Source organism: Haloferax gibbonsii ATCC 33959, from assembly GCF_000336775.1.
GTDB classification, from domain to species: Archaea; Halobacteriota; Halobacteria; order Halobacteriales; family Haloferacaceae; genus Haloferax; species Haloferax gibbonsii.
The window spans coordinates 324,711-351,530 of record NZ_AOLJ01000011.1 but is presented as its reverse complement, the minus strand read 5'-3'; the positions used below and the strand labels follow the sequence as shown (position 1 = coordinate 351,530).

At 61.3% G+C, this 26,820-nt stretch carries 20 protein-coding genes and 1 pseudogene; 12 read left to right on the top strand and 9 right to left on the bottom strand.

The features are described from left to right. Nucleotides 1–296 precede the first annotated feature (296 nt). Genes C454_RS20520 through C454_RS04510 form a run of 3 tightly spaced genes read right to left on the bottom strand, consistent with a single transcriptional unit; the run spans nucleotide 297 to nucleotide 4,866 of the window. On the bottom strand, nucleotides 297–2,840 hold the full coding sequence (locus C454_RS20520) for a hypothetical protein (RefSeq protein WP_004973094.1): 2,544 nt from the start codon (nucleotides 2,838–2,840) through the stop codon (nucleotides 297–299). A gap of 46 nt (nucleotides 2,841–2,886) precedes the next feature. Next, nucleotides 2,887–4,038, bottom strand: coding sequence for a hypothetical protein (locus tag C454_RS04515; protein WP_004973091.1), 1,152 nt, complete (start codon nucleotides 4,036–4,038; stop codon nucleotides 2,887–2,889). An 18-nt stretch (nucleotides 4,039–4,056) separates the two neighbouring features. Beyond that, nucleotides 4,057–4,866, bottom strand: coding sequence for a hypothetical protein (locus C454_RS04510; protein WP_004973088.1), 810 nt, complete (start codon nucleotides 4,864–4,866; stop codon nucleotides 4,057–4,059). 290 nt (nucleotides 4,867–5,156) lie between these two features. Here C454_RS04510 and C454_RS04505 point away from each other — a divergent pair, with 290 nt between their 5' ends. The 6 genes from C454_RS04505 to C454_RS20295 all read left to right on the top strand — a co-directional run bounded on the left by C454_RS04505 (nucleotide 5,157) and on the right by C454_RS20295 (nucleotide 11,566). Then, nucleotides 5,157–6,509, top strand: a complete 1,353-nt coding sequence (locus C454_RS04505) for an SIS domain-containing protein (protein WP_004973087.1) — start codon at nucleotides 5,157–5,159, stop codon at nucleotides 6,507–6,509. Nucleotide 6,510: 1 nt separating this feature from the next. Further along, the gene (locus C454_RS04500) at nucleotides 6,511–7,155 is read left to right on the top strand and encodes a class I SAM-dependent methyltransferase (protein ID WP_004973086.1); all 645 of its coding nucleotides are present in this window, start codon (nucleotides 6,511–6,513) and stop codon (nucleotides 7,153–7,155) included. A 715-nt stretch (nucleotides 7,156–7,870) separates the two neighbouring features. Next, nucleotides 7,871–9,124, top strand: a complete 1,254-nt coding sequence (locus tag C454_RS04495; protein WP_049904966.1) for a phage NrS-1 polymerase family protein — start codon at nucleotides 7,871–7,873, stop codon at nucleotides 9,122–9,124. 137 nt (nucleotides 9,125–9,261) lie between these two features. Then, entirely contained in the window at nucleotides 9,262–10,389 is a 1,128-nt protein-coding gene (locus tag C454_RS19770) for a pentapeptide repeat-containing protein (RefSeq protein ID WP_004973084.1), read from the top strand. Between the two features lie 209 nt (nucleotides 10,390–10,598). After that, nucleotides 10,599–11,123, top strand: coding sequence for a DUF7342 family protein (locus tag C454_RS04490; RefSeq protein WP_115804543.1), 525 nt, complete (start codon nucleotides 10,599–10,601; stop codon nucleotides 11,121–11,123). Between the two features lie 2 nt (nucleotides 11,124–11,125). Then, nucleotides 11,126–11,566, top strand: coding sequence for a hypothetical protein (locus C454_RS20295; RefSeq protein WP_152421519.1), 441 nt, complete (start codon nucleotides 11,126–11,128; stop codon nucleotides 11,564–11,566). A 200-nt stretch (nucleotides 11,567–11,766) separates the two neighbouring features. Here the strand turns inward: C454_RS20295 and C454_RS04485 are convergent, their stop codons facing one another. Together C454_RS04485 and C454_RS04480 are read right to left on the bottom strand one after the other, a co-directional pair. Continuing rightward, entirely contained in the window at nucleotides 11,767–15,360 is a 3,594-nt protein-coding gene (locus tag C454_RS04485) for a TraM recognition domain-containing protein (protein WP_004973080.1), read from the bottom strand. Between the two features lie 125 nt (nucleotides 15,361–15,485). Continuing rightward, nucleotides 15,486–16,265, bottom strand: coding sequence for a helix-turn-helix transcriptional regulator (locus tag C454_RS04480; protein WP_004973078.1), 780 nt, complete (start codon nucleotides 16,263–16,265; stop codon nucleotides 15,486–15,488). A 268-nt stretch (nucleotides 16,266–16,533) separates the two neighbouring features. Here C454_RS04480 and C454_RS04475 point away from each other — a divergent pair, with 268 nt between their 5' ends. Together C454_RS04475 and C454_RS04470 are read left to right on the top strand one after the other, a co-directional pair. Continuing rightward, nucleotides 16,534–17,958: a binary toxin-like calcium binding domain-containing protein gene (locus C454_RS04475; protein WP_049904965.1), complete on the top strand. Its 1,425-nt coding sequence runs from the start codon at nucleotides 16,534–16,536 to the stop codon at nucleotides 17,956–17,958. 275 nt (nucleotides 17,959–18,233) lie between these two features. Then, nucleotides 18,234–18,506: a hypothetical protein gene (locus C454_RS04470; protein ID WP_004973075.1), complete on the top strand. Its 273-nt coding sequence runs from the start codon at nucleotides 18,234–18,236 to the stop codon at nucleotides 18,504–18,506. An 18-nt stretch (nucleotides 18,507–18,524) separates the two neighbouring features. Here the strand turns inward: C454_RS04470 and C454_RS04465 are convergent, their stop codons facing one another. Together C454_RS04465 and C454_RS04460 are read right to left on the bottom strand one after the other, a co-directional pair. Next, complete coding sequence (locus C454_RS04465) at nucleotides 18,525–18,788, bottom strand: hypothetical protein (RefSeq protein ID WP_049904964.1); 264 nt, start codon at nucleotides 18,786–18,788, stop codon at nucleotides 18,525–18,527. A 50-nt stretch (nucleotides 18,789–18,838) separates the two neighbouring features. Continuing rightward, nucleotides 18,839–19,516 (bottom strand): hypothetical protein, encoded by a 678-nt coding sequence (locus tag C454_RS04460; RefSeq protein ID WP_004973070.1) that lies wholly within the window; start codon nucleotides 19,514–19,516, stop codon nucleotides 18,839–18,841. Between the two features lie 1,092 nt (nucleotides 19,517–20,608). Between C454_RS04460 and C454_RS04455 the strand changes: the two genes are divergently transcribed. Next, nucleotides 20,609–21,460 (top strand): DNA-binding protein, encoded by an 852-nt coding sequence (locus C454_RS04455; protein WP_049904963.1) that lies wholly within the window; start codon nucleotides 20,609–20,611, stop codon nucleotides 21,458–21,460. Between the two features lie 53 nt (nucleotides 21,461–21,513). Next, complete coding sequence (locus tag C454_RS21230) at nucleotides 21,514–22,668, top strand: homing endonuclease associated repeat-containing protein (protein WP_394324752.1); 1,155 nt, start codon at nucleotides 21,514–21,516, stop codon at nucleotides 22,666–22,668. Nucleotides 22,669–22,979: 311 nt separating this feature from the next. Here the strand turns inward: C454_RS21230 and C454_RS04450 are convergent, their stop codons facing one another. Both C454_RS04450 and C454_RS21000 read right to left on the bottom strand, forming a co-directional pair. Beyond that, entirely contained in the window at nucleotides 22,980–23,435 is a 456-nt protein-coding gene (locus tag C454_RS04450; RefSeq protein WP_004973063.1) for a hypothetical protein, read from the bottom strand. Next, nucleotides 23,436–24,050, bottom strand: a complete 615-nt coding sequence (locus tag C454_RS21000; RefSeq protein WP_004973061.1) for a winged helix-turn-helix domain-containing protein — start codon at nucleotides 24,048–24,050, stop codon at nucleotides 23,436–23,438. Between the two features lie 170 nt (nucleotides 24,051–24,220). On the opposite strand from C454_RS21000, the pseudogene C454_RS04440 reads away from it, so the two are divergent. Together C454_RS04440 and C454_RS04435 are read left to right on the top strand one after the other, a co-directional pair. After that, nucleotides 24,221–25,706 (top strand): annotated as a pseudogene (locus C454_RS04440) (ATP-binding protein). A 187-nt stretch (nucleotides 25,707–25,893) separates the two neighbouring features. Then, nucleotides 25,894–26,778, top strand: a complete 885-nt coding sequence (locus C454_RS04435; protein WP_004973056.1) for an ImmA/IrrE family metallo-endopeptidase — start codon at nucleotides 25,894–25,896, stop codon at nucleotides 26,776–26,778. Nucleotides 26,779–26,820: the final 42 nt, after the last annotated feature.

Sequence of the window (26,820 nt, the reverse complement as noted above, 5' to 3'; positions counted from 1 at the left end):
TAGCTCTGAGTCACCAAGACAGCGTTTTCTGAATTTTCACCTGATAGGTGCACGCCTCCTATTGGGGGCAGGATGTTCAATACCGCGCTCTACGCCAATTTTCTCTTTCTCTGACATTGGATTCGAATACATCGACCACTATAGATAGTATCTAGTCGTATTCTCCAGCTATGGGCGTTCTTGCCGTGTTTTTCTCGTGACCGCGCCGATATTCGACTTCAGTGCTGAGAAATACTCAAAATAATATATTTGCCCAAAAGTTTCAAAATGCATATTATTCGAATCCTACTGCGCGACTACTGACCCATGTTCTGATGGAGTCGAATCCGCTTCGGCTCGTTTCGCCCCGAGAAGGCGCGGATTCGCACGAGGTGGTCGTTGGACTGGCGGCGGACCTCGCGGCCGTCGTCCGTGATGGTCCACTCGTCCGGCCCCTCGCCTTCGGTCACGCCGACGATGAACGAGGTGTTTCGGGTGTTCCGCCAGACCTTCCGGACGAACCGCTTGTCCGCGCCGCTCTGGAGCGGTCGCCCGCTCACCGGGTGGGAGTGCGCGCCGCCGGCCAGGCGGTGGTCGATGTCCCTGTGGAGGCTGGCCAGTCGCCGGAGGTGCGAGAAGAACTCCGAGGTGAACGAGATGGAGTCCGTGCGACTCCGGAGGAAGTCCGGGTGGTCGATGGCGTGGTGGTGGCGAATCAGACCGCGCTCGTCGGCGTACACCGTCGAGTAGACTTCACGGCCCGGCGTCGCGGTGGCCTGAAACGTCAGTTCGTTCAGCACGTGCTCCGTCACGTCGACGACCGAGGGGTCGCTCGACGCGGGCGCGTCGCCGAACGGGACGATTCCCGCGCCGGCGTCGATATCGTCCGCGGGCGTCTCCGGCGTCGACGACGGCGACGCTGACGACCTCTCGGGCCGGGTCGGCGTCGCTTCCGACGACGGCGACTCCGAGCCGTCACCGCTCGGCGGACTGCCCGCGCCGTCGTCCGGGGTCGTCCCCGCCGGGACCGGAAACTCTGCTGGGAGCGTCGTCTCGGGCTCCGGTGTCGTCTGCGACTCCCCGCCACCGGACGGCCCCCGACCGCTCGGCGCTCCGTCCGACGAGGAGCGATTCGGTCCGCTCTCAGGGGCGGCCGGCCGGCTCTCGGGCGTCGCTTCCGCGGAGCCCGACGCAGGGGGCGATTCGTCCGACGCCGCGCTTTCGCTCGATGACGCGTCGTCTCCCGCGTCGGGAGCGCCGCCAGCGCCGCCAGCACCGTCGCCGCCGCCGGCTTCGCCTCCACGAGTGTCTCCCTCGCCCTCCGCGTCGGACTGGTCGTCGTCGGAATCAGTCCCCGAACTCCCAGCGCCCGGACTCGAATCGTCTTTTGCCGGGGTCGAATCGGACCCGCGATTCGTCCGGTTCGATCCGTCTTGGTCGGGCTCCGGCCCGGTCGTCGAGTCATCTGGTTCCGAACCAGTCTCCGGTGCCTCCTCCTCGGGCGCATCCCCTCCAGTTTGCGGCGGCGACTGCGACGAACGGGGCAGGGTGGACCCGCCCGACGCGCGGCCGCCGTCCGGTGTGGTCTGCGGGGTCGTCCCGTCGCGGGGCACCGCCTTCTCGTCCGTCTCGGGCGACTGCGGAGGGCCCTCACCCGACGACTCGGGCGAAGCGTCGGTACTCGGTGGCCCGTCGGCGTCGGACGACGACGAGTCACCGGACGGCGCGTGCCCTGGAGAGTCGTCGCCCGACGCGGTCACGTGGTCGGGGAGGTCGACCGCCGACGCGAACACGAACCCCGCGACGTGAATCGCGGGGCGGTCCCATTCGACGACCTCGATGACCGGCGCGTAGTCGGACAGCACCGACCGGACGGGGCCGGTCCACTCGGACGGTGCCGACGCGGCGATGAAGTCCGGTTCGGTCCGGGCCATCGGGTGCCGAGGCTCCCCCTTGTGTCCGCGGAGTGCCTTCAGCGTCCCCTGACTCTCGCGTTCGGTTCCGGGTCGCTCCGCCGCTGGGAGCGTCACGGTGCGGACGGAACCGACGCCGGAAATCCCGTCAGTCCGAATCAGCGCCGGGAGGTACCGGAGCACGTCCGAGAGGACGGCCTCGTGGTCCGGGGTGACCACGAGCAGTAGCTCGTACGTCCGGCCGAGTCGCTCGACGGTCGTCTCGTTGTTCGCGGTCCCGACGAGAACGGGACTCACGTCCCGACAGTGAACGCCGAGTTCCTGCGGGATGCCTTCGAGCGTCGACGCCAGCGGGCGCTTGATGGGCGAGACGACGCCGAACGCGTCCGGGAGCGGCCGCGAGTCCGACGCGCGCATGAGGTGGTCGACGATGACGGACACGTCCCGCTCGTCGGACAGGCGGCTCACCGAAATCGACGGCGGGTCGCTCGCGCCACGAGCGTCGTCCGCGTCCGAGAGGTCCGAGCCGTCCGGGCTCGTCTCGTCGTCTGGGTCGTCTGGGTCGTCCGCGTCGTCCGCGTCGTCCGCCCCATCGAGCGAAGGCGCACCCTCGGGCTGGCAGTCCGGTGGTTCGTCTCGGGTCGTCCTGAACGGGACCACCCTCCGAACGGTCCGTCGGAGCGCCCACAAGCGCGGACGGAGTGCGGGCATCAGCCCCAAGAGACCGAGGTTCGTCGTGATGACCGCCTCGACCGATTCCGGAGCGACGACCGCGACCACGCCCAGTCCGAGGAGCACGGCGGCCGTCACGCCGAGCGCGACCCAAAGGAGGCGGCGGCGTCGGCTGGAGCTGGAGTCGTTGTCGATCGGTTCGTCGGCTCGCTCGTGGTCGTCGTCGGTCGGCTCGATGACTGCGCTCAGTTCTACGAGTTGGATATCGTCTGTCATGGTCGGTGAAAACGCGCGTTCGTGGGTGGTCTGCGGGCGGTGCGGCTTACTGCTCCGGGAGCGCCGGCTCGATGTGGTCGGCGAAGAAGCGCTCCCACCGGTCGACGGGGTCGCTCACGCCGAACTTCGCCGTGTGCGCCTCCCACACCTGCCGGAGCGGCGACGACTCGTCGTGGACCTCCGCGTCGACGTACGCCGCGCCGGCCCGGCGGACGTGAGTGTGTATCCACGCCGCGTCAAGCGGCCAGAAGCCGACGACGTGGGCGTTGGCCACGTCCGCGTGAATTGTCCGGAGGTTGTGGTGCTGGCCGAGGGTGACGCCGTGGGGGAGGACGACCATCAGGTCCGGTTCGGCCAGCGTCGGGACCGTCGCGTCGGGTTCGATGTCTCCGTTTTCGATGGCCCACGGAGCCCACTGCTCGGCCGACAGCCACGGCGTGAGGCTGTTTGCCGCCCGCTGAACCGCGGGGTTGAGGTCCATCTCGGCGCGGCCGCCGATGGGGACCGTCGTCATCGCGGCGCTCCAGTAGCCGAACGACCGGTTCGCCACGTCGGTGTGGGTCGTCGCCGCGAGGAACTTCGCCAGTTCCGGTGGCACGTCGTCCATCCCGACCGCCTGCGCCCGGTGGTCGATGAGTATCGCCGGCGCGTCCATGACCGCGACGCCGAGGCCGGCCAACAGCGCGTTCTGCGGGTTCTTGTGCAGCCCGTCAGCGGTCTTGTGCGAGGGAACGACCACGTCGACCGTCTCCTCGAAGACGAGGCCGACGTCGACGAACTTGTAGGCCGGAAAGCCGGTTCCGAGCGACGACGGGACCAGCGCGTGATCGGCGTCGTACGACAGCCTGAGCAGTTCGCGCTCGACTTCCGGGGCGAGCATCGGCGTGACGTCCTCGATGCGAAGCGGGTTGCGACCGAGCTGCACGTCCTGGACGAACCGCGACGGAATCGACGTTCCGAGCATCTCCTCGGCCCGGGAAATCCACTCGCGCCGCACCACGTCCGCGAGCGTGTTCGGCGGGAAGAACACGCCCACGCTGTTCTCGTCGTGGTCGTCGCCGTCGGCGCTCGGTCGGTCCGCCGCCGCGTTCGCCTCGACCGCCCCGCCGCCCGCACCGTCGGTGATGACCGCGTCGTCGTTCGACTCGTCGGTGCCGCTCCACGGAACCGCGTTGCGTACGTATTTGGATATGTTCATGGATGTCTCCGTGAGTGGTTATCTGAGGCCGGACCCCTCGACCTCGGGTTCGGTACCGGTGTCTTCGGTCTCCGGTTCGGACTGTCCGCGACGGCCAAGGGCGAATCCGACGACGCTCGTCACCGCACCGAGGGCGACGACAACCCCGCCAGCGACCCACATCGGCGACAGCCAGTTCGCCAGTCGGACCGCGTTCATCGAGGGAAGCGACGACTCGACGTCGCTGTTCAGCTGTCGCGCCGCTCGGTAGCGCTTCCGGTGGTCGGCGAGCGTTTCCGGGGTCTGCGCGCGAAGCTCGGCGGCGCGCTCGGCGAACTCGGCGGTGTCGGCCGTCGCGTAGCCCTTCGCCTCGCGCTTTTCGATGAAGCCGACCGTCGCGTTGAGGTTCCGCGCGGTCCCCTCGGCGTAGGCGCGGGCGAGGGCCGCGGTCGCCTGCTTCTCCGCGACCGACCAGTGTTCGGCTGCGGTGTCGTAGTTCGCCCGCGTGTAGCTCAGGTTCCCCGTCTCGATGCGGTTCTGGACCGTCTGGAGCGTGCTCGCCTCGACCGAGACCATCGGTCGGTCGTCGAGGCGGCGGAGTTCCGCGAGTCTGTCTTTCGCCGCCTCGCGGGCGTCGAGCGCCTCGTCCGCGCTCACCGAAGCGGTCGGGGGTCCGGACAGCGCCGCCGACCCCGCGTCGGCCGTGACGACCGGAACGGCGACCGCGAACAGCGAAAGCACGACGAGCGCCGCGAGGGTGGCGCGGACGACCACCGTCGTCACGGACGGCCGCCGCTCCGTCTCTTCGGACGCCGGGCGGGTACACCCGTGTCCGAACCGCGAGTTCATGTCTATATTCGGAGTGTTCGGATTCGATTCCGTCGATTTGCTGGGATGGGTTGAATCGTTGGTCATCGTAATCTGTTGTGTATCGGGTTTGTGGGGGTTCTCGTGACGTTCTCGTTTTCGTCTTCGCGTCACACAAACAGATTGTATGACTGTAAACAAATATCTTGCGTGTGACATAATTGGCTGTATTTTGTACCCTCGTATACAGTTTATATGCGTATACAGTAGTGCAGAATCGTATGACATACGCGATGACAAGAACTATCTCACCGTTTGACATACCGGCGGTCATGACGAAAGACGAGATACTCCAGGCCCGCGTCTCGAAGCGGGTCAAGAGACAGGTGGACGAGATCGCCCAGCAGAAGAACAAGAAAACGTCCGAATACGTCCGGTCGGTCATCAAGGCGAATCTCACGGACGACAGCGCGTCGGTCAACATCCCGAAGCTGTTCGAAGACGACCTCCGTTCGATTGCGCGCGACACGGGCGAGCGGACGGGCGTGTACGAGGCCATCGAAGCGCAGGTCTGGGAGACGATTTCCGACGACGCCTTCCGACAGGAGGTTCGGCGGCCGGTGTTCGACGCCGACGGCACCGTCACAATCGCGGGGCAGGGGTCCTCAACGTCGGTTGGCTACTGGCTCGCCGACCGCCTCCGCGACCGCGGCATCCGGTCACAGGTCCGCAGCGGCGTCGAAGCCACCGGGATGCACTCGTCGGCCGACGACACGATTCTCGCCATCTCGCGGAGCGGGAAGACTGATTCGATACTCGACCTCTGTTCGAATCAACAGGCGACCGTCGTCGCCGTAACGGACCCGGACAGCCCGCTCGCGGAGCGCGCCGACCACGTCGTCCCGCTTCCGGGCGTCGAAGAGCGAATCGAAATCTACGCGACGAAAAGTGTCGTCGCCCAGCTCGCCGTCCTGCAGGTCGTCTTCCTCGACGACTACGTCGACCTCCAGCGGTTTCAGGCGCGGTTCAGGGCCCTCGACGAGTTCGTCGAAGGCCAGTTCAAACAGGGCGACGACGCCGCCGGCCTCTCCGGCCAAAGCGATATTCTCGCGGCCATCGAAGAGCTCCAGCGACACAACGACCTCCAGAGCGACCCCATCTTCGGGGCCCTCGCGTCGCAGCGCGGGCTCGGAAACGAGGCGCAACTCAAGCTCACGGAGTTCCTCCACGTCCACGGCGAGGCGACGAACCTCCAGAACATCGTCCACCGCCTGGTCAACGTCCTCCACGGCGGTTCGAGCTACCTCGTGACGGCGATTCCGCAACAGGGCTCCGCGACGTACCGCGAGTGGAACGACGTGCTGTTCGGCGACGAAACCTCCGTCTGGAACGTCCTCCAGTCCGCGGACTTCGACCAGAAGGTCCCGCTCATCGCGTTCACGCTGAACGGTGGACCCGCAGAGCAGGCCGTCCGCGAGCGCTCGCTGTACGGTCGGGACGGGCTCGTCCGACTCGACGCCTACGCCGTCGAACCCGAGGCCCGAGACCTCATCCTCTTCGTGGCGATTCAACTGTTCGCCTACGGGGCTCTCTGCAAGCTCTGGCTCCAAGACCCGGCGCTCCAATCTCGGGTCATCCAGAGCATTTACAATCCGGCCGAGACCAGCGACACGGAGGTGAACTAACGTGCCGAACGACGGCTGGAACGCCGACTACTTCGACGACGAGTTCGACGAACCGGACCCGTGGGACTTCGATTCTTCGACCTACGAGCAGCGCAAGTACCGCCGCCAGAACCGCGTCGTCGAGAGCCACGTCGGCTCGCCGGAGTCGATTCTGGAGATCGGCTGCGCCGAGGGCGTTCACTCGGAACTCCTCTTAGAACGCTTCCCCGACGCGGAACTCCACGGCATCGACATCTCCGAGGCTGCCGTCGAGCGCGCTCGGGAGCGGACCGATAGCGACCGGGCGACGTTCTCCGCCGGCGAGGCGAGCGCGTATCTCGACTCCCTCGACGAGCAGTTCGACGTCATCGTCTGGAGCGAGACCATCTACTATCTCGGGGACACGATGAGCATCCCGGAGTTCCACCGGTTTCTCGACGTGGTGGCGGGCCTGCTTTCCCCCGACGGCGTGCTCTGTATGGCGAACATCGTCGGCCAAGACGAGGGGCCGGAAGCGCCGCTCACCGAAGCGCCGATTCTGGACGCCTACAAGACGCTCCTCGCCGCCCGACTGGACCGAGTCCACGAGGCGCGCTACACCGAGCCCAAATCCGAAGACGACGCCGAACACACCTACGAAGTCCTCGGCTACGTGCCGAGCGCCTAACCGCTTTTTCGACCGCTTTCAGTTCGGGCGCACGGCGACCTCTGTTTCAACTGGAGTACACCCCTGGATTTTCCCGCAACAACACCCACCCAAACAGCCATCGCGCCGTCCAAACAAACCCAGCCATCGCGCAGGCCAACCAACGGCGGCCATCGATACCAGTCGTTCGGGTCGAGCGACCCGCGAGAGAAGCGTGCTGGCGAGCGTCCACAGGGGAGACGGGTGTCGTCGCGGGGGGTGGAACACGGGACGGAAAGTGCCGACAGATGTGGGGGTACGACGCCAGATTCCCCCTCGAACGCGAAATCGAAATCGGTCGATACACCCCCTGTACGATGGGGTGTACCGGGGAATCGAGGGTGTGAGAAGTCGCGTCTCGCGGCGTGACGACGGGCGTGTGCGCCAGCAAGTGATGTGTTCATCACCCGAAACACGTCGCGAGGGGCGTCGAGCGTGGCGAACACGAACGAATCGGTGTCTCGAATCGGAGCGACTCGCGGGGGCTCACGGCTGGTTCGATACACCCCTGAAGGGGTCACAACCGAGTACACCCTTGCGGAGAACCGGCGTGCATGTACACCCCTGGAAACCGGGGGTGTAGCGCGTGTGGTTCGGTTCACCCCTGCAATCAGGGGTGTAGGTTTCGGCGCTGAGTATCAACCTTGTGAACGTGCGGGAAACAGCTATCACGGGGCTGTCGAGACCACAACTCGCAATGACGCCATCACTCCCGACCCGGGACCAGCTTCCAGAATCACTCCTCGAACAGGCGACCTGGGTGGGATGGCGCAGACAGACGCGTGGTGGAGACGAAACGAAGGTTCCGCGGGACGTGACAGGGGGGTACGCATCGGCGACCGACTCGGCGACATGGACGACGTTCGAGGAGGCGCGGGCGTACGCCCAGGATGGCCCGGCGGACGGCGTGGGCTATGTGTTCACCGACGACGGGCCGTTCGTCGGCATCGACCTCGACAAGTGTCGCGACCCCGAGACAGGCGTGACCGACGAGTGGGCACAAGAACTCATCGACCGCCTGGACTCGTATACGGAAGTCAGTCCCTCAGGGACGGGCTACCACGTCATCATCCGCGGGGTGCTGCCCCCAGGTGGCAACCGGACCGGGGACCTCGAACTGTACGATGATGCGCGGTTTTTCACCGTGACCGGCGACCACGTCGACGGGACGCCGACGACGATTGCCGAACGGGGCGACGAACTCGAAGCGATTCACGCCGCGTACTTCGAGACGCCGGCAGCTGTGGAGTCAGCGACGACGACGCCGACGACAGCGACAGCGACGACCACCAACGGGTCGACTGGCCCGGGCAACGACCTGTCTGACGACGCGCTCATCGAGCGGGCTACGAACGCCGCGAACGGCGAGAAGTTCAGCCGCCTGTGGCGCGGGGACACCACTGGCTACGACAGCCACTCCGAAGCGGACATGGCGCTGTGTTCGATGCTCGCGTTTTGGACGGCCGGTGACGCCCAGCAGATCGACCGCCTGATTCGCGACTCCGGGCTGTCTCGGCCGAAATGGGACGCCGTTCATTTCGCGGATGGGTCGACTTACGGCGAGACGACCATCGAGCGGGCAATCGCCGGGACGAGCGAGTACTATCAGTCGTCGAGTGGGTCGAGTGTGGGCCGGTCGGCGGCGGCGGATGCAGCCGACGGTCGGGCAGCGACCGACGCCGGTGACACCGTGTCCTCGACTGACCGAGGTGCTTCGTCGGCCGACCAGCCGCCGACGGTTCCGTCGCCACTCGGCGGGCGTGAAGCGGTCGGGCGTGTGAAAGAACTCACGACGCAGCTCGAATCGGCACTCGACGAGAACGAACAGCTGCAGGCGACACTCGAAGCCGAGCGGGCGGCGCGCGAGGCGGCCGAAGCACGGGTTCGCGAGTTAGAACGAGACGCAGACGAGGATAGTGGGGGGTGGTCGTTGTTCGGGTGGTTGCGGTGAAGTGAGGCGTTACTCGTCGTCTGTGTCACACACCAATTAGTGACTGACGAGCAGTTACCTTAGCTATTTAACCCATTCTTCGTATTGGTGACAATGATACTGAATGGCCCAAGCAGGCGAGATCTGAAATGAAATAAATGAGTGGACGCAACTTAGTTGGCGAAGACCTTCACGGAGTAGATCTATCTGGGATGAACCTTCAGGGAGTGGACTTCAGCTCCTCTAATCTTGAGAATGCGAATCTACGTGGTGCTGATCTCAGATACGCGGATTTTTCTGACGCAGAATTATCTGATGCGGATTTTACTGGTGCTGATCTCAGATACACTGATTTCACCAATAGCACTCTACGCAAAGCGGACCTTACTAACTCGGGTCTTGAGGGTTCAAAGTTGTCAAATTCTGATTTTGCACATGCGGATCTTAGCGGTGTTGACTTGTCACAAACACAAATTCACCGATGTAACTTTCAAAATATCTCTGCATTTGGTGCAGATTTTAGCCAGAAAGATTTGACGGGAAACGAGTTTGCTAGTGTTGATATCACGAACGGAGATCTCAGCGGTTCAAGATTAGGGGATATTGATTTCAAGGACGCAAATTTATACAATACAGACCTATCTGGTACAAAGTTACAACGAGCTAAGTTCCACCGTGCAGAGCTCGTTGATACGGATCTCACAGGTTCTGACCTCCGTGGGACTACGTTCGTTTCAGTAGACGTCCGGGGGATCCGATTCTCTGATGTAGAACTCAGCGGCTACACCACATTTCATGGCTTTTGTTCGGAACCCGCCAATGCATCGGAATGGAATGTATTGGCAGAGGGATACGAAGTAATTCGCAAGGCGTTCAGACAGAAAGCGCTTGATGACACCCATCGGGGACTGTACTACCTGCAACGCAAGGCCCGAACGAAAGAAGCCTCTCAGAATGGTCAGTTGGTCAAATATCTTGGAAACTTGGTTTCCCAAGGGTTGACTGGGTACGGGGTACGCGTAAGTTACGTCCTCATCTGGACGGCGTTATTGTTACTAATATCAACATTTTGGTATTCGATTGTGGGAACAGCAGATAGTTGGACTGGAGGGAGTCTCTTCTATAGTGTTTCAACGCTCGTGACGTCGGCTCCACACCCACCGAGAAACCTCGTGACATGGGTTCCTAGACAGTATACTGAATTCGTTGTGTTGTTCGAGACGTACGTCGGAACCCTGTTGATTGTTCTGCTTGGGTACGTGCTCGGAAACAGAGATACCATCTAAGGAGTTTTCGTCACCTCGAACGCCCCCACGGCGACGACTCGAGGGCCGCCGTGCGCGCCTCGGCCTTCGGCCTGCGGTGCTACAGTCGGCCGTCTTCGTCCTCGCCGCGGCCCCGTTCAGTCCCACCCTGTTAGGTGGGGTGTCATTCCTTGTGAAAGAATAATTGCGTAGGCAGAAATTATATTGCGCGCAAGCGCATATTGATGCGCATGACAGACACGCCGTCGTCGGGTCGACCACCCGATTTTTCGACATCGTTCCGTGAGCGACTCGATGAAGCCCCGGCAGATGACCGCGTCTACCGTGTCGCACTCGAACTCACCGAGCCAACGCGCGTCTCGGAGATTGCGACGCGGGCAGAATGTGCCCCGAACACCGCGCGGCGGCACCTCACTCGACTCGCCGACATCGGCGTGTTGACGCAGGTTGGCGACGACCCCATACGCTTTGAGCGCAACGAAGCCTACTTCGAGTGGCGACGCCAGCGCCGACTGGCTTCGCTCAGCGAGCAGGAGTACAAACAGCGCCTCGGGGAACTCCTCGCGGAAGACGCAGCATACCGAGACAACTACGGCGTTGACCGACCGGGTGCGCTCGACCCACTCGACTATCACGACTACGGCGACCCAGAGCAGGTCTGGCTCGACATCACCTCGTGGGAGGCCATCCAGACTGAGATTCGAGACCTTCGACAGGCACACGACAACCACTCGGAGCACGAAGGGCTCGCCTGAGCGTGCCCCCCGAGCGAACAAAACGGCAGCCGAACCGTGCGCTCCTTCGAGACCTTGCCAGCGGATTCGGGGATGAACCCTGGCTTTCATCGATAGCCGTCTTTCCTGCGAACCGACCGGACTCGATTGTCCTCACGGTTCGTCCGTTGTACTATCCGGAGTCGGTCGTCGACGCTGCATACATCGAAGTGCAGGCGTACACGGACGGGACCTTCCACATCACGTACGTCGAATCTCGACACGGTGATCGCTGGCTGTGCCGGTGGGACCGACACGACAGTCCCGACTACTCACGAGACCACTTTCACGAGCCCCCGGCGGCACGACACAGCGATGGTGTGAATCGAGACTATCCGCTGCATCTCGGTGACGTTCTCGCGGACGTTGTCGTCCCGTGGGTCAACCGCCGAGTCGGTGTAGTCTGGGACAACTACGAGGGGTGAACCTGTCCAGCGTGGTTCACTCGTTGACGGTCTGAAACGTCGACAGCGCCTCTTCGGGTCCGGGTTTCGATACGCTACTTGGTCGTGTTCACTCCTCTTCGCACTCGTTCGCCGACGACGCAATGGCTATCGTGCCGACGACAACTCACTACGCGCTCCCCTCCTTCGAAGACGAGACCATCACCCAGCCTACGCCACCGCTACGAGTGGTCCAACGTCGAATCGCGCAACTGCTGAAGCGTGTGCATCTCCGAAAACCCGGGCTGGTCGATTTGGAACGTCTTCGGCGGCGAGTTCGTACTGTAGGTTTTCTCGACGCGCGGCGGGCCCTCCTTCGGCTCGTTGAGCCCGCGGAGCACCTCGTGTGCATCAGCCCGATTTTTCACCACCCAGATGGCCGCTTCTGGATCGCAGGCGGCCATCTTATCGAAGTCCTCGGGGACCGCGGTGAGCAGGTCGTTGTTCACCCGCTCTGCTTCGAGGGTGACGACAATCTCTCCATCAGCATCGAGACAGACGGCGTCGAGTCGCGAGCCCTCGTGGTCGAAATACGAGACTGCCTCGACGGCGGCCGAATCGTCGTCCTCGACGAACGCCTGTTCGAGATAGCGCCGGCCGACTTCGACCATCACGACGTGGAGACTCGATTCGCTGAGGTCGCCGCGGCGGTGGCCATACGCGACGCCCTCGCGGTGGCGAACCCCAATCGCGCGGCGGCCCTTCGGCGTGACCGTATAGAGTTTGTGTGGATAGGTACAGTCGAGGGCGAGCGTGCCACCATCGACGAGTTCGCGAACCGAGGCGTGGTCGATGCCCGTGTACTCCTGGAGGCGGACCATACTGTCGTACAGGATGTCGTACTCGAATTCCGTGTCAAAGCGGCGTTGGTGTGCGGAATACACCGCCTGGAGGAACCGAAGCTGTGCATCCGTGAAGACGCTCTTGCGGCGCTCTTCGGGCGTGAGCGTCAGCGGCACGTTCGAAATCGGGATGTCGTCGCGGTCGACCTCGTCGAGACTGTGACAACACCCGATGGCGTTTTTCAGCCCCGTGAGCGACGGGTCATAGCGCGTCGAACACTCGTCGCATTTCGCCGCGTGCGCCTCGGGGTCATAGACGACCGTCGGCGGGAGCCGACTCGTGTAGGGGAGCGTCGAGTTGACCCGTGCTTCGGGAATCGGCGCGTTCCACGGTGCGTCTGCCGACTCCTCGGGCGGCTGTGTGGTCGACTCGGGCGTCCGTGCAGTCGCTTCGGGCGTCCCAGTCGGGTTGTCAGATGTCGGCGTGGGGGCCTGTTGTGACCGGCGCCTCTGTGCATCGACAGCGAGGCCATGGGCGTCTCGTGACCGCGCTTCCAGCAGGTCGCACGTCGCGGCGAACGCCGTCTCGCGGGCGTCGGAAAACGGCAAGTGTCCCTCTGGGTGGCCCGCGGGCAGCGGCGCGCTTTGGAGGACGAACGGCGTCGGTTCGGCGTGGCCGAACCCAGCGGGGAGCGTGGTCAGCCACTGGCCACGGCGGAGCGCGCGAAGGCGGGCTTGGACCTCGTTTGCAGGGTGGTCAGTCGTCGCGAAGCGATGGCTGAACTCGGGGTCGACCGCGACGTTGCCGGTGACAATCGTCGAGACGTTGTTCAGAACCTCGCGATACGCTTCGGGGTTGGCCTCGCGAAGCTGTGCTGGGAACTGCATCGCGAGCGTCATCGACAGGCCGAACGACCGCGACTGCGACAGAAGCTTCGACAGCAACGACGACGTCGACAGCTGAGAGGCTTCTTCGAGATACAGATTAACGAGTGGGTGATCATGGTCGCCGTCGGGGTGGTGTTGGGTGCGGCGACGCAGCGCCGTCCACAGCGACGACAACAACACGAGTGTGATGACGCGTCGCGATGCCGGTCGCAACCCACCCGTGTCGATGATGATGACGGCGTTGTCGTCGAGATGGCTTCGGAGGTCGAATCGCGGGCCAGTTCCGTCCTCGGCGTGGACGTGATTGAACAGCTGTGCAAGCCGGGCGTCGAGCGGCACCTTCTCGATGCGGTTGGCGACCCCCTGCATGAGTTCGTCGAACGAGCGCTTGGAGTTGGCCGCGACGCCCGCGAGCATGGCTTGGAGGTCGTCGTCGACGACCGGTGGCGGGTCGCGCGTCTCGTGGAGTCTGGCGACCGCGGTCTGGAACTCGCGGTGGGTGAACGCGTCCGCGCCGTGGACGGGGTCGAACATCGCCTTGAGGACGTAGCGGATGATGTCGGGCGACCGAACGGCCTGCTCGAAGCGGTCGCGACCCATGATGCCGATGAGGATATCGACGTAGTGGTCGACGACGTCCTCGACGGCAGTCGTGCGGTCGATGCCCGCATCGAGTTGGTCGCGAATATCGAAAAACGATAGCGCCGGCAGTGTCTCCGTGCAATCGAAGTAGTAGACGTTCTCGAGCGAGCCGTGGCGAGCGTAGTGCGCGCGGAGATAGTCCGCGGCCATGCCGTCGCCTTTGGGGTCGATGAGGATATCCGCGCCCGCGGTCGCGTCGTGATTGTCGAGCATGGCGGTGACGAGACTGGTCGACTTCCCGGAGCCGGTTCGGCCGAACCAGCCGACGTGCAGCGGCTGGAGCGACGGCGGAAGTGAGATGGGTGCGGCGTCGGCTTCGCCGTCGGCGCTCTGGGCGTAGCCAAGCGTCATCCCGGGGTCGCGATAGCGTTCGAGGCGGTCACGCGCCGGTCGGGTGAGCCCGTGTTCGTCCGTCGGCGTCGGCGCGAGTGCGCGCTGGGCATCGGCTGGGAGTGCCGACGCATCGAGGAGACAGAGTGCGGGGAGTTCGCGCCCATCCATGACGAGCGCGGGACTCGCGTGGTCGGTCCACGGGAGTTTCGTCCGCAGACTCATGTGTTCGGGGTCGACTGCGACGCGATTGCGGAGGGCTTCGAAGACCGCCTGTGCGTCGTCGCCGGTTCGCTCGCGGCCTTCGATGTAGTAGTGATCGCCGCTGAGCGGCGCGAACGCCGTCTGCAACGTAGTGAGCTCGGGGAGTGATTCATCGGGGTCTGTCGTCGTCGCCACCGCGCGGGCGGTGACGGTGAACGACCGTCGGGCGTCCTTGTCGTCGAGGGCGTCGAGTCGCGAGTTGACCGTCGGGTCGGCGGTGTTGGCGTCGGTGTTCGTCGAGGTAATCCAGTCGTCGACGAGTCGCTGTGACAGCGTATCGCGGCCGTTCGTCAGGCGGCGGCGACGGTCGCGGGCGTGGTGTCGCCAGTCAGCATGCGGGGTGACGAGCACTTGGACGGCCATCGGAACGGTCGCGTTCGCGAGCGTCGAGACGACCGTCGCAAGCGGTGGTCGTGTGTCCGTCTCGTGGAACGCGTCGTACGGCGTGAGAGTCGTCTGCCAGTCGTCGCGGCGGTCGGGACAGCCGACGAACTCGACCGCCCGATAGCGAGGTGGGCGGTAGCGTTCGAGCGCTTCGGCTTCAGGGGCGGCGTCTGGCTCGGCAGGCGAGAGTCGATCTAACGGGTCGGTCGTCGTCGTCGTAATCTCGAACGAGTCGGGGACGAGTTCGCGACACCACGAGTCGATGGCTCCGCCGAGATCACCATCGATGCTGAGCGTGTAGTCGATGGTACTCGCCGGCGAGCCGTCGGTGACGAGGAGCCATTCGAGCGTTGGTTGGTCGGTGGGCGCAGAAAGCAGGTCGAACAGTCGTGTGAACTGCGCGGCGACGGTCGTGGGGTCGAACGAATCCGTTGTTGGTCGCAACCGAATGAACGACCGCGTGGCTGTGGATTGAATAGTGCCCAACGGTCACGGTGATTCGAAATAATTCCTTCTCTATGTGTGGTTGTGATAACAGGACATTCGCCTGTTCTATCGATCAGCGACACAGCGTATTTCGAAGGGTGGTCCCCGTACATTGCTCCCGTCAATTACGATGGCCCCGCGAGTAGTGTCGCGGTATCCTTGTATGATTCATATTTGCGTGCTGCCCATGCAAACGACTCATCGTCAGCGGTCTCAAGAAGTGCATAGGGAATCCCATTATTCCCGCAACTTCCGACCTGCATCACGGTCTGGTCAAACAATCCGAGATACTGTGGGATTGGGTCGTCACAAACGTAGACAGACACTCGACCTGTTGCAATCATGTCTTCGAAGAGATCGACCACCGGCTCTGACTGGAGTACCTCTGCAACGGTACGGTCGACAATTACCTCATGTTCAGACTCGTGTTCGAGGATACTTCGGTATTTGACTTCCATCGACTCTCGGCCGACGGACGGTAAGAGGCCTCGATATCGATGTGCCGCCTGTACCGTCTCAATGTGACTGTCTAGTGGCCCAAATGAGTCGTTTGCCTCAGCAACCCAGATTCGTGCCGTCTGTAGACTCCTGAGATCGATATCGAACCAGTCAGGGTCGACTAACTGTAAAAACGGCGCGAGCCGTGTCGTCGTCTCAATTGTGTCCTGAAAGTCGGTAAACGCCTGGCCGAGAAACTCACCAACAGGGGTGAGACCATACATCCTCCCTTCATACGCCACAATTCCTGCAGACTCTAACTCGCGTACGCCTCGGTCAATCGTGGACCGAGAGACATCTAATTTGTCAACAAGTGTGCGCTTGTCTCTCGGTTGCTGCAAGAGACACTCGAGGAGTGCGGAGCGGCGGTTCAAAACACCGATCATGTCTGCCTCAATGGATACCATGGTGTCGCCTCGTTAGAGTAATATCTTCGTTCGGATATGATATATAAATTGACAAATTGTGTATGGATCCAGAAGTTCACTAACTCCGATGCATCGACGAATATCGACATCAACCTCCGAGTTTGAACAGACGAAATATCAGACCATCTGCTGAGTACTGTTTGGTTGCTGCCATTTATGACTACGCTTCTTATATCAGTTCGCAGGAGTTGACGAACCAACCGACGCGTGACGTAATGACTGCTCACCATCTATTTCAAATGGTAGCATGCCACACACAAAACCACCTCTCAAACGGCTCTTCCAGCGACAGTCACTTCTCGTACTCTTCGTCGTGATTTCGTTGCTGTTCGTCCCTGTCGGGGCAGTATACGCAGACGAGACTGCAGGAATCAAGCGCGTGCGGATTATCGATACTGTTGACCGCGACGGTGACGGGTATTACTCCTCGTTCACTATTGAACTCCTCCTCGACACCAAGTGCTGGGGTTGTTACGACAAAACAGGCATCATCAGTGACCCAGCGATGGAGCCAGTCATTCTCATGTCGATCGAGGGGTCCCGAATCGGTCGAAAGAACGTGGGTATGAACGACGACAATGTGCTCGTTGAGCTCTCGACAAAAGACGATTTGTGGGATAAGCAGTTTTCGCGACGTGAATTGGCTCTCGAGATCAGCTTGTGGGATGACGATGCACCACCACCGAATGCCGGTATTCTCACGACGGAGGTCGACGACAAAATCGATACTTGGTCAGGGACTGTAAAGTACGAGCCCAGCAGCCAAGACCAGCCAGGTGCGGATACTGCAGCCCAGTCGGAATCGACGAATCAGCAGTCTGAACCAAGTGGTCAAGCCCAAGCATCGTCGAGTACCCAATCCGAACCCACGTATCAAGATACAGATGGGGATGGGATTACTGACAGCGATGAGCGGTCGCTTGGCACAGACCCACGCTCGGCAGATACGGATGGTGACGGTCTCAGTGACAACCGAGAGCGGAGCGGCCCAACAAATCCGACGATGAGTGATTCCGATGGCGACGGGCTCACAGATGGTGAAGAAGTGAATTCGTACGGAACGAGTCCCACGTCAGTGGATTCTGATGGCGACGGGCTTACTGATAGTGCAGAGGTTTCAGGACCGACTGACCCCACACTGAGTGACTCCGACGGAGACGGACTCTCTGATGGGGATGAACAATCACAGGGGAGTGACCCCGTGATGGCCGATAGTGACACGGATGGCCTTACTGACGGACGTGAGGTCTCACTCGGGAGTAATCCAACCGAGATGGATTCTGATGGAGATGGCCTTACTGATGGTGAGGAAGTGAACGATATCGGCACTGATCCGACGGTGGTGGATACTGACGGTGACGGCCTCGAAGACCAGACGGAAGTCACGATTCACAACACGAACCCAACACAGGAAGATACGGACCGCGATGGACTTGTCGACGCACGAGAGGTCACCGAGACAGACACGAACCCACTGCAGGCAGATACTGATCGTGACGGCCTTTCTGACGGGGACGAGGTGACGATCCACCGCACAGACCCATTACAGGCAGATACTGATGGGGATGGCTATGGGGATACTGAGGAGGTTACCCTTGGAACTGACCCAACAGCAGCAACTGGCGTGACTGACTACTGGCTTTCTCGACTGCTGAACGCACTCGGCGGCTAGCTCATCTCTCTTTCATTCTCTTTAGCGACGGTGTACCGACGTTTTGAACGCCCCCGCGGCGACGACTCGAGGGCCTCCGTGCGCGCCTCGACGCTCGCGGTGCTCGCGTCTGCGGTGCTTCAGTCGGCCGTCGTCGCCCTCGCCGCGGCCCCGTTCAGTCCCACCCGGTGACTGGTCGGTCATCGTCGCGTCCGTGTTCGACGTCTGTGCGCTCCAGTATTTTATTGCGCGCCTGCAGGGGTGCAGGCGCGTGTGTTGGCCTGCGTTGATTCACAATGTGTCTAAACTGCGAGACGGAGTCGATTGTCGATAGCGCGACCGAACAACAGCTGGAATTCGAACTGTACGCGTGGCTTCGCCTGTATGCTGACGAGGGTGTTGACCCTGCGGCTCTCGTCCAGTTGTTGTTGCAGACGGCAGTCGTCGTCGACGAACTCGATGGCGTGCCGCGGACGCCGCCGGGCCGTGATACGACGGCGTACAAACAGCTGTTAGCGCGGACGGACGAGGTGAGCAACCGGTTAGGTGTCGATGACGTGAACAAATAGGGTTGGGCTCCTCTCGCGTCACTTCGAACTCGTTCCACGGTCGACGACGACTCGCCGCGTCTGTTTGGCGTCGAGCCCAAACAGGAGTCCAGCGAGGAAGAGGAGTTCGTTCCCCTGGTAGTACTGTGTGACAATATAGTCGATCAGGCCGATTTCTGGCGCGGCCACGCCGAAGATAACTAACAGAAGCGCGACGATGGCCGCGAGTCCGGCGACTGTTCGAACCACCACCCCCGAGACGAAGCCGACGAGGAACACGACAACTGCAGTGAGTAGACTCATCGCGTCTCTCAGAGGTGATGCAGAAGTAAAGTCGTCGTGGCCCAGCGCCGTTACTGTGTGAGGAACGCACTCACACAGCTCTCCTCACGAAACTCCGGGATCGAGAGGAAGAATTTGTTTTCCGACCAGAGTTCGTCGAAGGCGATTCGGTCGGTTCCCTGCGTTTCGGCGACCCGTTTGAACGCCGCTTGGAGTGAGCTTGCGGAGAGTCGTGTTCGTGGAGTACTCTCGGGATTCAGGTTCAACAGCGCGCTCGGTTTCGTCTTTTCCGGTCGCACCCCGTCGTCATGAATACAACCGGTTTCGACGAGGGCGGCGACCACGTGCTGGTCGAGCGGGACGTACAGGTCGCCGCACCACGCCTGCTTGAAGCCGAACGCGTGGACGACCTTGCGAAGGTACTCGTTAGCGATTTTCGGGCCGACACCCTCGATATCGGTGAGGTATTCATACGCGTCTGCGTGGGAGTCCAGCGACTGAAACGTCTCGGCATCGAACGCAGACCGGGACGTCTCCACCTGTTCGATGCTTTGGGGCCCGGCTCGTTGGCGAATGGTGATGCTGAAGATGGTCCCGAGGTGGTTGGCAATTGTCTCGGGTGTAATTCCGTAGATGGTCTCGTACTTCTGGCGGGTGTAGTGGACGTGTCGGCCGACGCCACCGTTGTCGTCGGTCGGAAGCGCTTCGAGGACGGCCCCCAAGCGTTCCTCATCAACCTCGAGTACCATGTGAACACTTCGCACCGGAGCTATGTGACGATATCGCTGGCTGTCACGTCGGGTCTCTCCAAGCAGTTCATCGACGGCGTGACCGAATAGTGGGCGTCTCCCAAGCGTCGCTCTCGTCGCTCTCGGAGTGAACAGCGACGCGCGTCCGTACGCTTGGGGGCGACGTGCTCGGGTTGTGCGCGCTCCGGCGGGCAGACCGTTCCTGCCGGGCCCGGGCGTTTCGCGCTTCCGTTGCGTCTCCGACGGACGGGGCACGGTCGCGGGGCCGGGTCGGGCCGGGTGCAGCCACCCGATACCGGTCAGCCCCGAGGGCGGGTCTGCGAGCACTCGACCCGCATCCGGGCCGTGACCGAGACCGGGCTGGCTGCATCTTCACCAGCCGTTGCGTCGGCGCTCCCTCGATGCGGTCGCGCCGACGGCCGGCTGGCTCAGACGTGGCCGCTTGCGCGGTCCGGGCGGGCTGCTCGCCGTTCGGGCACTTGCCCTCACCCCTCGTTCGCCCGGGCTGCGGTGGCTACTGGGGGTTCGCCGTGCTCACCCCCAGTATGCCACGGTCCGGGGCTCACTCAGGGCTGGCTGTGCGGCCTGCCGGGCATGCGCTCAAACTCGGCCGCGACGAGCTGTGGGTCCGCGGGCGTCCAGCCCGCACCGGGCTGCCGCACGAGGCGTTTCCGTTGCGTCTGCGACGGACGGGACAGGCTCGTGCGGGTCCGGGCGCGGTGCTGTTCCGGCGGGTCCTCGCTCTCTGCGGCCTCGCTGTGGCCGTATGCGACGCCGTTCAGGACTGTCAACCCCCCGCTTGCCGTCTCGTCGTCCCGGTTCAGCCGTTGCGTCTGCGACGGACGGCCTGCACGGGGCCGACGACCCGCGGGTCGGTGGATTGACTGCCCTGACCGCGCGCTCACCTCGAGGTTCACCCCCGCGCTCGTCTGTGGGGGACACCTGTTGGCGACGCGCCGCGCCGGACAAGCCGGCGAAGGCGCGGCGGCGTCGCCGTGAGACGATTGGTGTCGGTCAGTCTGTGAGAAGACTGCGGCTGGAGAGTCGTAGTGCCGGAAGAAGACGCCGAGTGAGCGCCTTCAGGATTCAGCAATGAGTAGTAAGAAGCAGTTCCGTAATGAAGTTTCGCACACCAACCACCCTCGAGCGGTCGACGACGACGTGGTCGATGAGACGCCAGCGCTCCATCCTACGGTTGAACTCGAAATCCAGGCCAAAGTTGACCTGAACAATCCGGACGCGGTTGGTCGGGGGCTGACCCTCGCCGAAGAAGAGCGAATGGCTGCACGTGAGTGGGAGATCGAACAGACGCGTGACCGGTGGGACCGGAGACAGACGTCGAGTCGGGAGATGCGGACGGCGACGGCGGTCGCACAGTCGAGTATCGAGGCAACGAGAGCGTTCAAGAAACGCGCGGGGTGTGTCAATCGGTGGGCTGACCCGGAAGAACCGGATCCACGTGAGCAACTGACGGCTGAGCAGTTGGGCGTCGTGAACAGAGAGGCAGGACGAATACAGTCGAAACTCGAAAGGTGGTCGCGGTCGGTGATCAGCCGGCGGTTAGCCGAGGCGGTCGCAGACGGACAGTCGATGATGAGCGCGGTCGTGGGTGTCTTCGAAGAGTTCCAACAGGCTCCGGGGACGGTGATTCCGATTGCGGCGGTCAGTGAGGTCAGTCGTCGTGAGGTGTCGATAGAAGGTCGTGTGAAGACACTTTGGGAGCCTATGAGTAGCGCGATTCAACAAGTGGGACTCATAGAGGATGAGACTGGAACGACAAAATTCACTATTTGGGCTAAGTCGAGAAAATCGGTTGTGAGAGAAGGCGAGCGGGTGACGCTGCGGAACGTCGCAAAGAGCTGGTACGGTGGGCGCGTGTCGGTGGCTGTGACGGGGTGGTCGGAGCTATCGTTCCCAGAGCGCGAGGCGTGGTGGGCTGAGTAGCCGTCGATTGCGTATTTTTTTGCTACCTTAAATTGGGATTTTATCGGACCCAGATGGGTGCGGGCATGTCATCCCGTCATCCAGAAATGAGAGTTGAAGGAGACTATACGTGCGAAATCTGTGGTGAATCGTTTGAAACCAACGTTGAGATTGCAGGTCATACTCGAGGCCATCAAATATCAATATCTAAAGAGGAATCTCTTGATGCGATACGAAAGCTGGCTGAAAAGAAAGGTAGAACACCCACATCTACTGAAATGGATGAGGAAGGCGAATGCTCTACAACCCCTATTCGAAAACACTTCAGGTGTTGGACTTCAGCAGTAGAAGCAGCAGGGCTCAAGCCAAACGTTAGGAAATCCGTCACGAAGAACTCTATTAGAGGAGAAATTCTCAGATTAGCTGGAGAGACGAACGGAACACCCACTACAAGAGAGATGAGACGTGATGGAAACGTCTCTGTTCGAACTGTTCGAAACCATTTCGGATCGTGGAACGAAGCATTGCGTTCCACAGGGTTGGATCCTAATCTCCAGCTTGATGCTTCTCGGGGTGATGTGGTTAAGGCAATTCGGCAGTTAGCAGAGAACCTTGGGCGGACTCCATCGTCAATGGAGATGGATGCTAGTGGTGAGTTTTCTACGGCAGTCGCTCAGCGTCTATTTGGGAGTTGGAATCGTGCCCTACGTGCTGCAGGGTTCGAGCCACGAATGCGTCGCAATATCTCTGAACCAATACTTCTTGGTGAGATTGACCGGGTGGTTGAGAAACTGGGTTATGTACCTTCATCGAATGAATTCGAAAAGCATAGCCGGTTCTCGCTTGGTCCTTACTGGCGCAATTTCGGGAACTGGGAGGATTCTGTTGAAGCAGCTGGTCACGAGCCCCGTCGAAGTATAGAGACTACTAAGCCTAGTAATTTATACTACGGTCCAAACTGGCCAAGACAACGAAGTCGTGCACTAGAACGGGACAATCACTGCTGTCAAACACCGGGCTGTGATTTCACGACCCAGTCACACCTGGAACGCTTCGGTTGTGACTTGTCTGTACATCATATCGTTCCAATCCGAGCATACGTTGATGAAGAAGGAGTCCTTGATTACAAGCAAGCAAATACACTTGATAATCTAGTTACTGTATGCCAGAGTCATCATCGTCTGTGGGAGCAAATTTCTCCACTTCGACTGGACCTCAGACCAAAATAGTAATCTCGCATTCTCAATAGCTCGACCGGATGTTCTGGCACGAATCAAAAACTCAGCACTACTATCTTATGATAGAGTGTCCGGGAAGTCATTCGTAATCTCCACTCCCGTGAATAGCAAAAATGGAACGAGCGCAAATTACGGTGCGTTAGACGATTCGTTCCGAGCTGTCAGTCTCACGCGCGAGGCGTGGTGGGCTGAGTAGGCGTCGCGGGCGGGGTTTTCTTTTTGACGTATCCACCAGCCCGGCCCCACCTCCCCACCCACCGCTCCGTGCTCGCACCTGCGGTGCTGCGCGCGCAGCCACGACCTCACGGCGGATTTTCGGCTGTGTTTAGTGCGCCGAATGAGGCCGTTTCGTACGCTCGACGCCAGAGTTGATGTACCGCTCGTGCAACGAGCATTGGCTCTGTCGTCACGATACAGGACTGCTCTACATCGTCCGAATTTGCGTCGGGTGGCGTATGAAAGTGCTTCGCTGGTGCGTCCGGTTTGGGATGGTAATCGTAGCGAAACTGTACACCACACTCATCGAGATAGTGGAAACTGTAGTACTGACGCTGGAACCAGCGAATATCGAACCGACACCACGTCGCCTCGGCGATCCCGTCTCGGAAGTGAATCTGTAGCTTCGTTGGGTCGAGGCGACTATCGAATCCCGCATCTTCGACGAGGCCGTCGGCACGTGTGAAGACCGTACGAATCTCTTCAAGCGCGACATCATCGATTGGGCCAACCGCGCCCTCAATGTCGGTCTCACCTGCCATTTACGCTGTGGTGTGAGAGCCGTCGTCCTGTAGTGCACCTCGGCTGCGAATCGTGTTTCCACGATCAGAGAGCCGAGCCGCTGCAGACCGGCTATCATCTGGGTCGAAGTCGTAGAGCGTCAGCGCAGCCTGGGCGATCTCAAGGTTCTGCTCAATTTGCTGCCATCGAGTGAGGTCTGCCCATCCGTCAGCACCGGACTCCAGTTCCAAGGTCAGTTCGTCGATAGTCGTCGCGTCGTACTGTTCTTGGATCGCTTGCCGTTCATCTTTTAGGTCTCGAATCGCCTGTCGAATCTCATCTTTCGTGTGCTCGCGGTGAATGTCGGCGATCCGCCGCATCGCCAGCATCTGCGGTGCGCGCATGTAGCGAGTGGCATCGTCAGCTGCAATCACTTTGACACGGCCAGTCTCAGCGAGCGCTGAGAGGTGCTTCCGTGCAGTTGGTTCACTCACGTGGGCGCGTTCAGCAACTTCGCTGGCAGTTTGCGGGTTGGTTGTAACGTCGATTACCTGTCGAATCCGCTCGAACGTCGTGGTGTCTGCTTTCCAGTCAGCAATGACTGCCTCGTTGACGTCACCTTGCCACGGTGTTGTGGAGGAGTCTGCCCCGGTCATTGGTCGTCGTACGAGCGTGGTGAGTAAAATAGCTTTGCTGGAGATTTCTAATTTTGGCTATCCTGCCAAACTGCGCTGGGCAGGTCATCCAGCAATAGTAAAATCACGATTAGTAAAATCACGATTAAGATAATCAGAACGACTATGATCTACCAAGCCAAACACAGTCTATGTCTCGGCCTGCCTTCGTCAACCGCGACGACGAACTCTCGTTTCTTCGATCCCGGTTCGACCGTGATACGGCGGAGTTGCTCGTCATCTATGGCCGGCGGCGGCTCGGAAAGAGTGCGCTCGTCCGTGAAGCAATTCGTGACCGAGACGATGCGGTGTACTGGCAGGCGACCGAGGAGACTCCGGACGTACAGCTCGCAAGCTTCGTCGAGACCGCTCGCGAGACGTACCCGGTCGTTGACGATATCAAGCGTGACTGGGAGTCGATTCTCAAGACGCTTGGGCGGCAGGACGCAGTCGTTGTCATCGACGAGTTTCCGTACTTGATCGAATCCGACGATGCAGTCCCCTCAAAGATACAGCGGGTCTGGGACCTCCATCTCGAACAGACGGCGGCGTCGTTGGTACTCGTCGGGTCGTCGATCAGCGTGATGGAAGAGAAAGTGCTCGGAGGCGGGAGCCCGCTGTACGGACGCCGGACCGGAACCATTGACTTGCCACCGCTTGCGTTGGCCGACGCACGACAGCTGTACCCCACAGACGACCCAGAGACAACGATTGAGACGTGGAGCGTCTTCGGTGGGACGCCGTACTATCTTCAGGCGCTCACCTCAACGGCATCGCTCGCGGAGAACATCCAGACACACGTGCTTTCCGAACACGGTGTGCTCCACAACGAGCCAGAGTTCCTCCTCCGGACAGAGTTTGGGATTCGAGAGCCACAGACCTACTACACAGTCCTCCGCGCGATTGCGACAGGAAAGCGCGAGGCGAATGAGATTGCTAACTTCGCCGGTATCGATTCGAACGCACTCGGATCGTATCTCGCGAAGCTCCGTCGACTGCGACTGGTCACACGGGATATCCCGGTCACGGCGAATCCCAATGCGACGCGAAAGAGCCGGTATCGACTGAACGAACCGCTGTTTCGGTTCTGGTTCCGTTATGTGTACGGCCAAGAAGGGACGCTCGCCCAGCTCGGTGACAATGCTTTCGAGGAGTTGGTCGCACCTTCGTTCTCGGAGTACATGGGCTCAATGTTCGAACTCGTCTGTCAGAATGCGCTCCCGTCGTTAGTTCCCAAGACCTACCACGGGATTGGCTATTGGTGGCACAAGCATCACGAACTGGACGTTGTCGGCCTTGCGAGTGACGGCACACTCGTCGCTGGGGAATGCAAGTACACGCAGCGAGAAATGAACGAAGGCGACCTTGCCGACCTAGAGCGGAGCGCTGCGCAGGTCGACTGGACGCCACCGGAGGGNGGAATGCAAGTACACGCAGCGAGAAATGAACGAAGGCGACCTTGCCGACCTAGAGCGGAGCGCTGCGCAGGTCGACTGGACGCCACCGGAGGGTGGTGATCCGACGTACCACTACTGTTGCTTCGCTCGTTCAGGATTCTCCGACGGCCTGCGAGCGGTTGCTGACGAGCGCTCGGATGTCTCTCTGTTCACGCCCAACGATATCGTAGAGCGCGTGTGACCTGCGACTGACGTAGTGGAGCCCCTCCGTCTCCTCTGTGAGATCTGTGTCGGTGGTGAGATTTTGGCTGTTTTGTCGCCCCCTGACGGGTGCGGGGCGTACTCATCCCCGCTGAGTGCAGATGGCAACGACAGAACCAACCCACAGAGACGCATCGTTTACTGACCGAACAACGCGTGCCGACGAGATGCACAGCGCCATCGACGACTGGATTGCCGACCTCCTCGCTGAGACGACCACCGCACGCACAAGCGAGGCGTTCCAACGATGGCTCAACGTCCAAAGCCGATTCCACGATTACTCCGCGCGGAACGCTCTCCTGATCTCGCTGCAATGTCCGGATGCGACGCACGTCGCGGGCTACCGAACGTGGCAGACCGAGTTCGACAGGCAGGTCTCGGAAGGTGAGTCGGCGATTTGGATTTGGGCACCGATCACGGTGAACGTCTGTCCAGCCTGTGGCGACCCGAAAGCCAGCCACGACGACGACTGTGAGGGCGATGGTGTGCCGTCCACGGAGTGGCCGACGCAGCTGCGCTCGTTCAAGCCGGTCCCCGTGTTCGACGTATCACAGACGACGGGCGAGCCGCTTCCGTCGCTACCGACGGAGACGTACGGTGATGCAGCCGACCTCGTCTCTGTGCTTTGTGCCGCAGCGGACTCGCTCGGCGTGGACGTGTCGCTCGTCTCCCCGAGTGAGTGGTCCCACGGCGGTGCGCGCGGCGTGTGTACGTTCACTCGTGGACAGCGCCCGAACATCGAGGTCAGACAGCGGTCGAACGAGGCGGACATGGCGACGACGCTCGTCCACGAGTTCGCTCACGGACTCCTGCACGCAGACCGGACGAGCCTGCCAGAGCGGTCGCTGCGCGAAGTCGAAGCCGAAGCGGTCGCGTATCTCGTCGGTCGGCAGTTCGGGCTGGACGTCGGTAATTCGGCGTTCTATCTCGCTGCGTGGGCGGGCGAGGACGCCGAGTCGGTGCTCGAACGGCTCAATCGGATTCGGTCGGTGACGGTGTCGATACTCGGAGCGGTTGATGATGCAGTCGGGGGGAATCAACGAGTACGGTAGTGTGGGGACGCGGGTACGCTCCCGCAGAACCACACCGGTTCC